This window comes from Parasphingorhabdus sp. (assembly GCF_036568145.1).
Taxonomy (GTDB): domain Bacteria; phylum Pseudomonadota; class Alphaproteobacteria; order Sphingomonadales; family Sphingomonadaceae; genus Parasphingorhabdus.
Genome location: NZ_DATCTC010000031.1, coordinates 145,587 through 160,343 on the forward strand (window position 1 = coordinate 145,587; position 14,757 = coordinate 160,343).

Consider the following 14,757-nt stretch of genomic DNA (forward strand, 5'->3'; position numbering starts at 1 on the left):
CCTGCCCCCGTCACGGCCGTTTCATCGCTACATAGACTTTCGCCTCTGACATCCCTACATCCGCATCATGCCACCAGATTACAGCACAAAGGGTCAGGCCGACCCACCGATGATCCCGACGCTCCGGCGCTTTTTGCCCTATTTATGGCCAAAGGACGAGCCGGTCCTCAGGCTGCGAATTCTCATTGCCGGTTTTCTGGTGCTCTGTGCCAAGGGCGCTGTGCTGTCGATGCCCTTTGCCTATAAGGCGGTGATTGACGGGATGACCGCTGGCACCGAAGCGGCGCTGATCGTTTTGCTTGCGCTGGTCGCAGCTTATGGTCTGGCGCGTTTTGGTCAGGTGATGTTCGACAATTTGCGCAATATCGCATTTGAACAGGTCGGACAGGAAGCCGCACGGAACCTGGCGACCAATGTATTCACCCACCTGCACCGGTTATCGCTACGCTTTCATCTGGGCCGCCGCACCGGCGAAATCACGAAAGTCATCGAGCGCGGGACAAAGAGCATCGACATCATGCTCTATTTCCTGCTGTTCAATATCGCGCCCACGGTGATCGAGCTGGCGGCTGTTCTGATTATTTTTCAGGTCAAGTTCGGCTTCACTCTGGTCGCGGCGACCATGGCGATGGTGGCGATCTATATCATCTATACCCGGAAAGTGACGGACTGGCGCAACGCGCTGCGCGCCGAAATGAACGATATGGACACCCGCGCCATCGGCCGGTCGGTCGATGCGCTGCTCAATTACGAGACGGTGAAATATTTCACCGCCGAGGAACGCGAAGCCAAGCGCTATAATCAGGCGATGCAGGATTGGGCCAACGCAGCCGTAAAATCTGAAAACTCGCTGGGGCTGCTGAATATCGGCCAGTCGTTGATAACCAATATCACTATGGTCGGGGCGATGGCTTACAGCGTCTATGGATGGAGCGAGGGCCAGCTTACTGTCGGTGACCTGGTGCTGGTCAACACGCTCTTGATGCAATTGTTCCGGCCGCTCGACATGCTCGGCATGGTCTATCGCACCATTCGTCAGGGGCTGGTCGATATGGATGCGATGTTCCGGCTGATCGACACCGATCCGGAAATTCAGGACAAGCCCGATGCCACTAAGCTGAACGTCAGTTCCGGCAGGGTGACATTTGAAAATGTCGTGTTCGGCTATGATGATGACCGCAGCATCCTGCACGGCCTTAGCTTTGAAGTTCCGCCCGACGGCACCTTGGCGATTGTCGGGCCATCGGGTGCGGGCAAATCAACCATCGCGCGCCTGTTGTTCCGCTTTTATGATCCGAAATCTGGCCGCATATTGATCGACGGTCAGGATATATCGGACGTAACCCAGGACAGCCTGCGCCGGGCCATTGGCATCGTTCCGCAGGACAGCGTGCTGTTCAACGATACGATCGGCTATAATATCGGCTATGGCCGCGACGGAGCGGTTCAGGCGGAGATTGAGGAAGCGGCCAGCGGAGCGGCTCTGGATGGCTTCATCGCCAAGCTTCCCCACGGTTATGACACGCAGGTGGGCGAGCGCGGCCTGAAACTTTCGGGCGGAGAGAAACAGCGGGTCGCCATTGCGCGCACCTTGCTCAAAAATCCGCCAATCCTGATACTGGACGAAGCCACCTCGGCACTCGACAGCCGTACGGAGGACGAGATTCAGGCAACATTGGCTAAAATTTCGGAGCGGCGAACAACGCTGATCATCGCGCACCGTTTATCAACCATCACCCACGCGGACGAGATCATTGTCCTGAACGAAGGCCGCATCGCCGAACGCGGCAACCACCGGGCCCTGCTGGCCAAGAAGGGCCTCTATGCCGACATGTGGCAGCGGCAGGCAGAAGACCGGCAGATGGAGGAGGTTTAGATATTCATTTCCCCCTGACGATTGGGTTGGTACGGGTCTAAAACCTATTCCGCCGACAGCTTTCGCCACGCCAGATCGGCAAATTCGCAAAGCAAGGGCCGGGTTTCGCGCGGGTCGATAATATCCTCCACGCTAAATTGTTCGGCCGTGCGGAATGGCGAAGTTACCAGATCGAGCTTGGCCTTAATCTCTGCCAGCCGCGCCGCCGGGTCTTCGGACGCCTCGATATCCGACTTATACGCGACTTCCAGCCCGCCCGCGATGGGCAGCGATCCCCAATCCCCGCTTGGCCAGGCAAAGCGATATTGGAAACTTTCCGCATTAGACATGGCGCTTCCCGCAATCCCGTATGCGCGGCGCACAATCACGCTGGCCCACGGCACGGTCGCTTTATAAACCGCGTTCATCGCCTGCACACCATAGCGGATCGTCCCGGTGCGTTCGGCATCCTCGCCGATCATAAAGCCCGGATTATCGACCAGATGAACCACCGGCAAACGAAACTGTTCCGCCAGCTTGGCAAAGCGTTCGACCTTTTCCGATGACTTGGCTTCCCAGCTTCCACCCAGAAAACTGGGATCATTGGCCAGCACCGCAACCGGATAACCATCCAGCCGGGCAAAGGCGGTAATCGCCGCACGGCCCCAGCGTTTGCCCATTTCAAACACTGTGCCCTTGTCAAAAACCGCCTCCATGATTTTACGCATGGAATATACTTCCTTGTCACCGCGCGGCACGGCGGAGAGCAGGCTTTCGTCGCGGCGGTCAGCCGGATCGCCATTGACCACACGTTCGGCGCGCTGGTTTATATTGCTTGGCAGATATGACAGAAATTTACGCGCGGTGACAAAGGCTTCGGCCTCGCTGCCCACCTCTTCATCAACCACGCCGTTGCGCGTGTGTATCGCGCTGCCACCCAGTTCTTCCTTGGTCAGGCTATCACCAATTGCCGCCGCAACCGCTGGACCGGCGGCAAATAATTGGGAAAGTCCGCGCACCATGATCGAATAATGGCTGGCCACAGTGCGCGCCGCGCCCATGCCCGCCGTTGGACCCAGCGCCAGCGCAACCACCGGAACCGTTTCCTGATTCTTGATAATATCTTCCCAGCCCGGAACCGCCGGAACATAGGTAAAGCCCATGTCTTCCAGTGATTTGACAGAGCCACCGCCGCCCGTGCCATCGATCATCCGGATCATCGGGATGCCCAATGTATGCGCCATTTTCTCGCACTGGACGAACTTGCGGTGCAGCGCGGCATCGGCTGCGCCGCCCCTGACGGTAAAATCATCGGCGCTGGCCACCACCGGGCGCCCTTCGACATTGGCGCGGCCAAAGATCAGGTTGCTCGGCGCGAAATCCTCGAACTCACCCTTGTCATTATAAGTCCCGCGCCCGGCAATCTTGCCGATTTCGCGGAAAGACCCCGCATCCACAATCCCGGCAATCCGCGCCCGCGCATCCAGCTTGCCGCGCCCATGCTGGCGAGAGACTTTTTCCTCACCGCCCATTTTTTCCGCAAGCCGCTGACGCTCACGCAGTTCTTCAATTTCCGGCTTCCATGTCATAGGACGGGTTTAACCGAGTGATTAAGCAAGGGGAAGCGGGAATCGTGTTGTTGTGGATAAACGTGGCATCCGTCCGGATTTTGCTTTCCTACATATCCTCAAATCATTTATGCCCAGCCCGGCTCTTTGATAATCTGAAAACAACTCTGGTCCGATTCCACGGTCAGAAATTGACCCGCGCATGCCCACATGTTTAGCCACAAATCAGACGGGTATTATAATACCACTCCACACGCATTTCTGCGGTTCCTTGGTGTGAACTTTGTGAACTTTGATCCTATCAGTCCGGGAATCATCCGCGATGATCCAGCACCGAAATAGCGGCGCCTGACGATATTTAGCGTTCGGCTTGGTATGAAAATGGTGCCGCTTAGAGGACTCGAACCTCTGACCCCATCATTACGAATGATGTGCTCTACCACCTGAGCTAAAGCGGCTTAATAATCGGAAGGGCGGGATTTCGCGCAGCCAACCGGTCATTGGACGCGCCTTTAACAGCCGGTCTTGCCGGTGGCAAGCCTGAGTCTTTCATTGGCTGCGCTTTTACAGCTATTTTCAAGATACAGGCATCAGATAGTTCATATCATTTACCCGAAATTAACCATGGCTGGCGCAAAACGGCTCGGAATAGGGTGAGAACGGATCAAATTGGTAGGACCGGGCATGGAAAATCTTCGAAATTCTAATGACAATAGTGGTCTGGGCAGCGGCATGGACCCTGATTACATCACCTATGAAGATGAAGATGTGACAACCGAAACTCCGCCAGCCATTGGCCAGGACGAGCGGCGCATGCATGTGCGAGCCTATAATTTCTGGGCCGGATTGCTGGGTGATCGGCAATTTCCCAGCGTCGAAGACCTGACACCGGAAACCGATAATGACTTTGGGCCCAACAGTGTCCTGCTTGATTTTACGGGCGGTCTTGAAAATCCGGCAATCCAGTTTCTTGGCAAGGCCTTGCGCCGGGAATGTGACCTGGATGAAACGATCAAAACGGTCGATCAGGTTCCTGCACGGTCGCTCCTGTCGCGGGTTACGGATCACTATCTACAGATCATAGCCAATCAGGCACCGATCGGATTTGAAGCCGAATTTGTCAATCAAAGGGGCAAGACGATCCTGTATCGCGGCATACTTTTACCCTTTTCAACTGACGATGAGACAATCGATTTCATCTACGGTGTGATAAACTGGAAAGAGGCCGTCGCCGACGACTATGCGAAGGAACTTGAAGACCAGGTAGCAGAGGCCATGCGCTCTTCTCCCGCAAAAACCGAGGCCGGGCCGATCTGGGCCGACGGACCAACCTCCAACCAGCTGGATACCGGCGCTAACCGATTTGATCTGGATAGCTTTAGCGACCAGCCCGATGAAGATGCCGGTCTTGCCGACTGGTTCGCCGCCGCACGCAACAGCGCAGACAATGCAGCACATAACGAGCAGCGCAGCCGTACCGCCCTTTATAATGCCATTGGCAGAGCTTATGATTTCTATCTCATGACGCAGGTCTATCCGGAAGATTATGCTGAACTGCTTAAAGATTCGGGCTTGAAGACTCAGGCACGTGCACCGATGACGCCTATCGTCAAATTGGTTTTTGGCGCGGATTATGACAAGACCAGACTGACCGAATATGCCGCCGCCTTGCGCTTTGCGAAACAGGAAAACATCGCCAAAGGCGCGCTTTCCGTCTATCTCGAAAATTATGACGGCGGTTTGAAAGCTGTTGTCTACGCGGAAAGAGATGCACGTAAAGCCAAACGGAAATCGCCCAAAAATGTCGTTCAAAATGGCGATGTTCTGGAACGGCTCCGCAAAGCGCCAAGCCGTCAACTGGCCGAGATTGATGCGGGCGATGCAGAGTTTGTTGTGCTCCTCGCGCGGCGCGAAGATAGCGGACAGCTTTCCATTGTCGGACCGGTTTTGGGTGACGAAAAGCTGACGGCCAAGGCGCTGAAACAGACCAGTCTTTAGTTTTTATATCGGGCAACGATCATGTTGGCTGGTTTCATATGTAACTAATATGCCACGCTTGCCGGATAATTGTCACTCCCCCTCGTGATTGCCGGCCAATCGCCTTGAGCAATGCCGATAATAGGACCATACATAACTCAAACAGGTGGAAATCAAATTCTCACTGGAACTTTTTGGGGAACAACATGGCCGGTAACCGTAAGGCAAAAGCAGCAAAAGGCACGTCCTCGGCAGCTGACACAAAGCTTGAAAAAGCATTAGTTGCCGCTTTTCAGGAAAGTGCGTTACCGGGCGAAAGTACAGGAATGAATGAAAAGGCCTATAAAGAGGCTGTTCATTTCGTTCTGGATTACGGCTTGCACCGGGAAGGCTCCCAACCGGCGTTAGCATTGGAAAGCGTAATCAGCGCCAAAGGCCGGAGACATTTGCGGCTGGCCATTATCAACGATGATATGCCGTTTCTGGTCGATTCGGTATGTGCCACAATCGCGGACTTTGGCCTGAACATCGAACGACTTATCCACCCGGTAATCGGCGTAGAAAGAGACGCCAAGGGCAAGCTCAAAGCCATTTCCGATGACCCGGCGAGTGGAGCAAGCCGCGAATCAATTATCTATATCGAACTGGAACGCACTGAAGCAAAAAAGCGCCGCGATCTGGAAAAGTTGCTCCTCAGCAATCTGGACGATGTGGCTGCTGCTGTTAATGACTGGCAAAAATTGCAGATCACATTGGGTGAAGATGCGAACAGCCTTCCGGAGAGAGAGGGAACCGCTTTGCTGCATTGGTTCCTCGACAGGAACTTCACTCTGTTGGCGCATGAAACATTAGACAAAAAAGGTGAGCGCACGAACCGGCTGGGCGTCTCCCGGATGCGGGAAGAGCCCGTACTTTCCCAAGAGAGCCAGAAACGCGCCTTTGACTGGTTCAAAGCGGGCGGCCAGGCACCGTTGATTATCAAATCCAATCAGATATCCACGGTTCACCGGCACGTATTGATGGATATCATCATAGTGCCCGTGCTGGAAAAAGATGCGATCATCGGCCTTTCCATGACTGCTGGCCTTTGGACCAGCTCTGCTTTGGCCGCACCGCCAGAAGAGGTGCCCGTCCTGCGGGCGCAGATGACCAATCTTTTCAACAAATTCGAATTTTCCCCCGCTGGCCATGCAGGCAAGTCCCTTACCCACGCACTCACCACCCTGCCCCATGATCTCCTGATTACATTTCAGCAGGAAGATCTTGAGAAATTGTCCCTGATTTCCATGTCGCTGATTGATCGCCCACGACCAAAATTGCATAGCGTCATGTCGCCGCTCAATCGCCATCTTTTTGCATTCATCTGGTTACCGCGCGAACAGATATCCACAGGACGGCGCAAGAATATCGAGGCGCTTTTGACAGAGGCGACAGGTGCCAGGATTCTAAGCTGGTCGAACACATTGGAAGAAGGCGGGGTTTCTTCGCTGCGCTATATCCTGGATATGGGCGCGCAGAGTAAAATTCCTGATCCTGAAGCGCTTGACCGGCAATTGGAAAATATAATCCGCGGCTGGCGGCCCAAAGTGGAAGCCTATCTTAGCGAAATGGTACCGGACAATCGTGCCGCGGTCCTTGCCCAGCGCTATGCCCATTGTTTTTCGTCTGTCTATCAATCCACCTATGGCGAGAAAGAAGCCGCCCTCGATATCATGAGGCTTTTTCAACTGGAACGTGGCGGCAAAAAATCTACGCGGCTTTATCGGTTGGAGGGCGATGCAGATCATGTACTGCGCTTGAAAATCTATCACCTTGGCGGCGTTTTACCTTTGTCGGATGCTGTTCCGACACTAGAGAATTTTGGCTTTTCAGTGATGGAAGAAATGCCGACGCCGCTGGATGAAGGCCGCTTGGGTTACATTCATGATTTCCAACTGGCTCTGCGCAATCCCGACACCCGTGATGATTTAATTGCACGGGCATCCGAAATACAAGACGCCATAACGGATGTCTTGGAAGGCAGCGCAGAGAATGACAGTTTTAACCAGCTGATCACGACGACAGGAATCAGCGCCAGATCAACAGTCTGGATCAGGGCATGGTTCCGCTATTTGCGCCAAACCGGAATGAGCTATGGCATGAACACCGTAGTTGAGGTGCTTGCCGAGGCCGGAAATGTAACACGCGCAATGGTCCGGTTATTCACGACATTGCACGATCCGGATTTTGACGGAGATCGAGAAAAGCTCACCGCAGAAGCCACAAAAGCTATCGACAGTGGCCTGATCAAAGTCGTTAGTATAGATGATGACCGCATATTACGTCTGTTCCGCGCGGTGATTGAATCGATTTTGCGAACCAATGCTTTTGCGCCCCAGAGTAGTGAAGCCTTGGCTTTCAAAATTGAGGGAGCGAAAATTCCCGATCTTCCCGCACCAGTGCCATGGCGCGAGATATTTGTTTACAGCCCGCGAATTGAGGGTATCCACCTGCGTTCTGGCCCCGTTGCGCGCGGCGGACTGCGATGGTCGGATCGGCGCGATGATTTTCGCACTGAAATTCTAGGACTTATGAAAGCCCAGCGGGTGAAAAATGCGGTGATTGTTCCGGCTGGTGCGAAGGGCGGCTTCTATGCCAAGCAATTGCCCCCCCCTGATGACCGGGCAGCCTTTATCGAAGAGGGTAAAGAATCTTATAAGATATTCATTCGAGCGCTGTTGTCGATCACCGACAATATCAAGGATGGTGTGATTGTTCCCCCCAAGCAGGTCGTTCGCCTGGACGATAATGATCCTTATTTCGTGGTCGCAGCGGATAAAGGTACTGCCAGTTTTTCCGATATTGCCAACACTATTGCGATCGAAAATGATTTTTGGTTAGGCGATGCCTTCGCGAGCGGTGGCAGCAATGGCTATGACCATAAAGCCATGGGCATTACCGCACGCGGCGCCTGGATTTCGGTCCAGCGACATTTTGCCGAAATGGGAATCAATGTTCAAAAAGACTCCATCTCCGTTGTTGGGGTTGGCGATATGTCAGGCGATGTATTTGGCAATGGCATGTTACTGTCCAAATCAATCCGTGTGGTTGCAGCCTTTGACCATCGCCATATCTTTATTGACCCGGACCCTGATCCGGCGACAAGCTGGAAAGAACGTAAACGGCTCTTCGGCCTCCCCGGCTCCAGTTGGGATGATTATGACAAAAGCCTGATTTCCAAGGGCGGAGCTGTTTTCTCCCGCCATTCGAAAAAATTAAAAATCAATCGAAAAATTGCTGAGCTTGTCGGCCTTTCCGATGAAAAGGAAGTAACACCAACTCAGCTTATCAAGGCCATCCTGACCAGCAATGCTGACTTGCTGTGGTTTGGCGGTATTGGCACATATATCAAGGCACCAAGCCAGAACCATGTTGAAGTGGGCGATCCCTCCAACGACAATATCCGGGTCGACGCCAATCAATTGCGGGTCAAAGTCATCGGGGAAGGTGCCAATTTGGGCGTCACCCAAGCGGGGCGCATCACGTTTGCCAGGCACGGGGGGCGGATCAATGCCGACTTTATAGATAATAGCGCCGGCGTCGATTGCTCAGATAATGAAGTAAATATCAAGATTGCTCTCAACGCCGAAATGGCAAATGACAAATTGACCCCTGCTGCTCGTAACAAGCTGCTCCACGCGATGACAGATGATGTTAGTGCCCTGGTGCTCGAAGATAACCGTCTTCAGGCGCTCGGCCTATCTATCGCCGAAATGGGGGGCAAGAAGACTCTGCCCTCCTATATCCGGATCATTGAACTTCTGGAGGAGAAAGGAGTACTTGACCGTGCGGTGGAGGGACTTGCATCCAACGAGGACCTGTACCGCCGTGCTCAGGAAGATCGCGGACTGTTTCGGCCGGAACTCGCCGTGCTTATTTCTACTGCTAAACTCGCGTTGCAGGATGCTATCGAAAATAGCAATTTAGGTGACGATCCTGCGCTGGATAGCGAATTACTCAACGCATTTCCGGCTGTGATGCAGAAAAAGCATAAAGATGTCGTCCTGAATCATCAGCTGCGTAAAGAGATTATTGCAACAAAATTGGCGAACCGGATGATTAACCGGCTTGGCCTGATTGATCCGTTTGAATTAGCGGAGGAAGAGGGAGCTCCCCTAGGGGAGGTCGCCGCCGCATTCGTCATGGCAGAACGGTTATTTCACGCTGAGGAAATCTGGGCTTCGCTCGAAAACGCCAAAATTGGTGAGGATGTCCGCTTGCTGCTATTCGACCGGTTCGCGTATGTGCTTCGCTCTCATATGGCCGACTTAATGCGTATGGGTCTGTCGCAAGGCGCCATCGACAAAGCGGTGGAAATGCTGGCACCCGGTGTGAAGAAACTGAACGAAAATGCCGATGACTTGATCACTACTCATGGTCAGTTGGTGGCCACTCAGCAGACCAGCCTGTTGATTGAGGCCGGTGCCACCAAGGAAATCGCGCAAAAAATCGCACAACTCTATAAAAATGATGGCGCAGCCGGTATCGCATATCTGGGTAAAATCCGTGACATCGATGCTGTTGAAGTTGCCGCAGCTTTCACAAAATTGGGCAACCTTCTGGGTCTGGACTGGGCACAATTGACGGCAACGCGGATGAACCCGTCCGACCCATGGGATCGCTTGCTGGTAGCGGGTCTTGCCCGCGATTTTCAACAGATGCGGCTCGACTTTTTCAAACGGTCCCGCAGCAAGGACTTAGATCATTTTCTGGAAAGCTGGACCGACAAAAATACGGCGCGTATAGAGCAATTCCGACATATTGTAGAACGCGCTAAACTGGCGGCACAACCATCCTTAGCCATGCTGGCGCAAATCGCGGGGCAAGCGCGGATATTGCTGAGCCGTTAGGCTATATCCAATAGCCTAAGCTATGAAGCATCACGCCAACCAGGCCGCCAACCAATGTTCCGTTCACGCGGATATATTGCAGATCGCGGCCAACCGCATTTTCGACCCTGTCGGTAATCGTCTGCGCGTCCCAGCCGCGGATGGTTTCCGACACTAGCTTCACTATATTATCGCCATAGCTTGCCACCACACCGGCGACAGCGCGGCGGGCAAAGCGGTTGAGTTGACGGTTTAATAGGGGGTCTTGTTGCAAGCTGCTCCCCAATTGCATCAGCGCCTCACCAAAATGCCCCGCCATTGCAGCTTCAGGGTCTCGCGATGCCTTCAAAAGCGCTTCGCGGCCATTTTCCCATATGCCATCAATCCAATTAGCAATGGCTGGATTTTCGAGCATTTCAAGCTTCCACTCATCTACCCGTTGCCGAAGGTCGGAATCTGTCTGAAGCTCTTGCGCCATATGCTTCATGGCTTCTTCGGTTTTGATCCGCACCGGATGCTCGGGGTCGGAAGCCATGTCCGCCAATAGCTTGTAAAGCCCGTCAACCACCTCATTAGCCAGCCGCTCATCCAGTCCGGTCCAACGCAGTATGAGATTAGCGCGGTCATGAACTATTGTCCGAATGACATGCTCGTTCGCGTCAAGTGTCCGGTAAGCCCACTTGATCGTCGAATCAATCAGTGGCCCGTGCCTGTTCTCGACCATCATGACATCCAGAATCTGTCCCAATGGTGTTGCTAAATCCAGTTTCTTGGCCTGATCTTTAACGGCACTTTTGAACATGCTGCCAAGCCGGTCCTTGTCAAGCGAACCGATAATATCGCCAATCAGACGGGACGCTCCCATACGCAACCGCCCTTCCCCTCCGCTGGGCGACTTTAGAAACCGACCGACACCGCCAGCCAGATCCACGCCGTGCATCCGCTCGGCAACAATGCGCGTAACCAGAAAATTATTCTTCAGGAAATTCGCAAGCGTATCGCCGATGCGGTCTTTGTTGCGAGGAATGATGGCTGTGTGCGGTATGGGTAAGCCCATAGGGTGGCGAAATAAGGCTGTAACCGCAAACCAGTCCGCCAAGCCGCCTACCATTGCTGCTTCTGCAAAAGCACGAACAAAGCCAAGCGCAGGATGCACTGCCTCATAAGATTTGGAGGTAAAGTAAATTACCGCCATCAACACAAGCAGGCCAGTCGCGATAATTTTCATATCGCGGCCACCATTTTTCGTTTCCGGATGGGTATATGAAAAATCCGAAACCGAGGCGCTATCAGACTTGGGCGCCAGCTTAGAGGACAGCGGATTCACTCGGCTGGCTGAACCCTTGCTTTATCATCCGCATCGTCGCCCGGCTTATAGGTCAGCACGCTCTTGCGCAGCCATGGGCCAAGTCGCCGTTCCAGACCATCGGCCAAACTGAATGCTGCCGGAACGATTACCAGCGTGAGCAGGGTCGATACGGTCAACCCGCCAATCACAACGATACCCATTGGCGCACGCCAGGCGCCATCACCGGACAAAGACAGCGCGGTCGGCACCATGCCCGCCGTCATGGCAACTGTGGTCATGATAATAGGCTGCGCACGTTTATGCCCGGCATCCATGATCGCTTCGAATTTGGGGATACCTTTCTCCATTTCCACAAGTGCAAAATCGATCAACAGAATGGAGTTTTTACTGACAATTCCCAGCAGCATAAGAACGCCGATCAGCACTGGCATCGACAGCGATCCACCTGTTATCCAGATAAGGAATATCCCGCCCAAGGGTGCCAATGCCAATGAGCCCATATTTACCAACGGTGACATCAGGCGTTTATAGAGCAGCACCAGCGTAGCAAATACAAGCAGGATACCGGAAATAAGGGCGATGACGAAATTGACGAGCAATTCTGCTTGCCACTCATCTTCTCCGAAAGGCGCGTTGGAAACACCATTGGGCAAATTCTTCATGATGGGCAAATTGTTGATGGCACTCATTGCCTCACCCTTGATGACATTAGGGGCAAGATCGGCACCAACAAAAACCCGGCGATTCTGGTTATAGCGCTGGATAGTTGTTGGACCGGACCCAAAGCTGACCTTGGCAACCCGGCGCAAAGGCACCGTTCCGCCGCTCGCGGTGGGAACAGGCAGGTTTTCAATTGTTGACAGGTTGGTGCGCGATTCTTCGGGTAGAATCACGCGGATTGGAATCTGACGGTCAGAGAGCGAAAATTTGGCAGCATTCTGGTCAATCTCGCCCAATGTTGCGATGCGGATAGTCTGACTGAGGTCAGCCGTGCTCACACCCAATTTAGCCGCGAGATCAACATAAGGCTCAACCAGAATTTCTGGTCTGCTAAGGTCGGATGCGATACGCGGTGTTGTAATCAGACTGATGCCATTCATCTGCTGGACCAGTTGCACCGCTGTTTCTTGCAACAGATCGGGGTTAGAACCAGTCAACATAATCGAAATATCGCGTCCGGTCCCACCACCGCCGCCCTGTGCCTGAAACGAAATACGGGCGTCAGGTATCTCCTGAAGAAGCGGGGCCATGTCCCGTTCAAAATCAATAGACGTTTTGTCGCGGTCCTCTTTGTAGTTTACAAATACAGTTGCATTTGTATCCCTAACACGGGTCAAAACGCGGTCCACTTGCGGCTGCTGATACATAAGTTCGGAAACCTGATCCGCGATAATTTCTGTCTGCTCTAATGGTGTTCCCGGAACAACTTCAATCTGGACCCGACTGGAATCCTCGTCAATTTTTGGCTGGAACTCGCCCGGTGTTAACATGAAAAGAACCACAGTGAATCCAAAGGCAACAAGCCCGATTCCCATCATCCATATTCTGTGATCCAGAAATTTAGCAGCAATCCGGCGGCGGAGTCCGCCACCTTCCGCATATTTCCGTGCTGCCGTCTGGTCCAGACACCAATTCAGCAGCCGCATATAGCGGTCCATCCAGACGCCTTCACCATGTTCTGCATGGCCCTTTGCTTCCAGAAAATAAGCCGCAATCATCGGCGTGATCATCCGCGCTACTGCCAGACTCATTAAAACGGAAATCACTACAGTGATTCCAAAATTCTTGAAAAATTGCCCGGAAATACCAGGCATCAGGCCGACAGGAAGGAAAACTGCGACGATACAAAAAGAAGTCGCGACAACCGGCAGACCAATCTCGTCAGCCGCGTCAATCGATGCTTGATAGGCGGATTTCCCCATACGCATGTGGCGCACGATATTCTCAATCTCCACAATCGCATCATCCACCAGCACACCGGCAACAAGCCCAAGGGCAAGAAGAGAAAGGAAGTTAAGATTAAATCCCAGCAAATCCATGAACCAGAAAGTTGGTATTGCTGACAATGGAATAGCGATTGCGGAAATCAGCGTAGCTCGCCAATCTCGCAAGAACAGGAAGACCACTACCACAGCCAAAAGAGCGCCTTCGACCATGGCGGCCATCGAACTTTTATATTGGCCCTTTGTATAATCCACACTGCTGCCAAGGCGGATGAATTCAACCCCGGGATTTTCTTTGGTGATCCGGTCCATGACTTCTATCGCATCGTCATAAACGGTCACATCCGATGCGCCGCGCGCACGAGACATAGCGAAATTGACAACCTCAACGCCTCTGACTTTACTGATCGAAGTGCGTTCACCGAAGCCGTCTTTGACATCCGCTACTTCGGAAAGTTTTATCGTCTTGCCATTGCCCAGTGAAATTTGCGTTTGCGAAAGCGCATAAGCATCCTCCGCATTACCCAGAACACGGACAGATTGCCGAGCACCACCAACATCAGCACGGCCGCCTGCTGCATTGATATTAACCTGCCGCAAGACCGCGTTGATTTGATTGGCCGTAACGCCGAGTGCCTGCATCCTCTCTGGTTTTAGGACCACACGAATTTCGCGATCCACACCGCCAAAGCGATCCACCTCTGCCATACCTTCCACGGTCAGCAGGCTTTTCACCACGGTATCGTCAACAAACCAGCTAAGTTGTTCCACCGTCATATCGTCGGCCTTAACCGCAAAATAAGCGATCGCGCCACCGGCAACATCTTCCTTGGAAATCTGCGGCTCCATTATCCCATCTGGCAAAGAACCGCGTATCTGGTCGACCGCATTTTTTACTTCATTTACCGCTTCATTGACATCAAAACCGATTTCAAATTCGACGAAGGTTTCGCTGCTTCCTTCCCGCGCAGTAGAAATGATATTCTTCACACCGCTAATGCTGCGGACAGCTGCCTCGACCCGCTGGGTAATCTGATTTTCAATTTCAGTCGGAGCCGCACCGGGTTGGGAAATTGATACGCTGACAGCAGGAAATTCGACGTCCGGATTATTGACGACATCCATCCTGTTGAAACTTAGCAAGCCTGCCAGCAAAAGCGCTGTAAACAGAACAAGCGGAACGACCGGATTTCGGGTACACCAAGCAGATATATTGCGGAAACTCATGGGTTAATCT

General features: G+C 53.1%; 6 protein-coding genes and 1 tRNA gene. 3 read left to right on the plus strand and 4 right to left on the minus strand.

Annotated features, from left to right (window positions below):
- The first annotated feature begins 67 nt into the window (after nucleotides 1-67).
- The gene (locus tag VIN76_RS12240) at nucleotides 68-1,876 is read left to right on the plus strand and encodes an ABC transporter ATP-binding protein/permease (RefSeq protein ID WP_332042135.1); all 1,809 of its coding nucleotides are present in this window, start codon (nucleotides 68-70) and stop codon (nucleotides 1,874-1,876) included.
- A gap of 44 nt (nucleotides 1,877-1,920) precedes the next feature.
- Here the strand turns inward: VIN76_RS12240 and VIN76_RS12245 are convergent, their stop codons facing one another.
- Nucleotides 1,921-3,444, minus strand: a complete 1,524-nt coding sequence (locus VIN76_RS12245) for an acyl-CoA carboxylase subunit beta (RefSeq protein ID WP_332042136.1) — start codon at nucleotides 3,442-3,444, stop codon at nucleotides 1,921-1,923.
- 361 nt (nucleotides 3,445-3,805) lie between these two features.
- A tRNA-Thr gene (locus VIN76_RS12250) sits at nucleotides 3,806-3,881 on the minus strand.
- 226 nt (nucleotides 3,882-4,107) lie between these two features.
- Here VIN76_RS12250 and VIN76_RS12255 point away from each other — a divergent pair.
- Nucleotides 4,108-5,421 (plus strand): hypothetical protein, encoded by a 1,314-nt coding sequence (locus VIN76_RS12255; protein WP_332042137.1) that lies wholly within the window; start codon nucleotides 4,108-4,110, stop codon nucleotides 5,419-5,421.
- A gap of 185 nt (nucleotides 5,422-5,606) precedes the next feature.
- Nucleotides 5,607-10,289 (plus strand): NAD-glutamate dehydrogenase, encoded by a 4,683-nt coding sequence (locus VIN76_RS12260; protein WP_332042138.1) that lies wholly within the window; start codon nucleotides 5,607-5,609, stop codon nucleotides 10,287-10,289.
- Between the two features lies 1 nt (nucleotide 10,290).
- On the opposite strand, the gene VIN76_RS12265 is transcribed toward VIN76_RS12260, so the two are convergent.
- Both VIN76_RS12265 and VIN76_RS12270 read right to left on the minus strand, forming a co-directional pair.
- On the minus strand, nucleotides 10,291-11,496 hold the full coding sequence (locus VIN76_RS12265) for a DUF445 domain-containing protein (RefSeq protein ID WP_332042139.1): 1,206 nt from the start codon (nucleotides 11,494-11,496) through the stop codon (nucleotides 10,291-10,293).
- A 95-nt stretch (nucleotides 11,497-11,591) separates the two neighbouring features.
- The gene (locus VIN76_RS12270; protein ID WP_332042140.1) at nucleotides 11,592-14,747 is read right to left on the minus strand and encodes an efflux RND transporter permease subunit; all 3,156 of its coding nucleotides are present in this window, start codon (nucleotides 14,745-14,747) and stop codon (nucleotides 11,592-11,594) included.
- Nucleotides 14,748-14,757 lie beyond the last annotated feature (10 nt).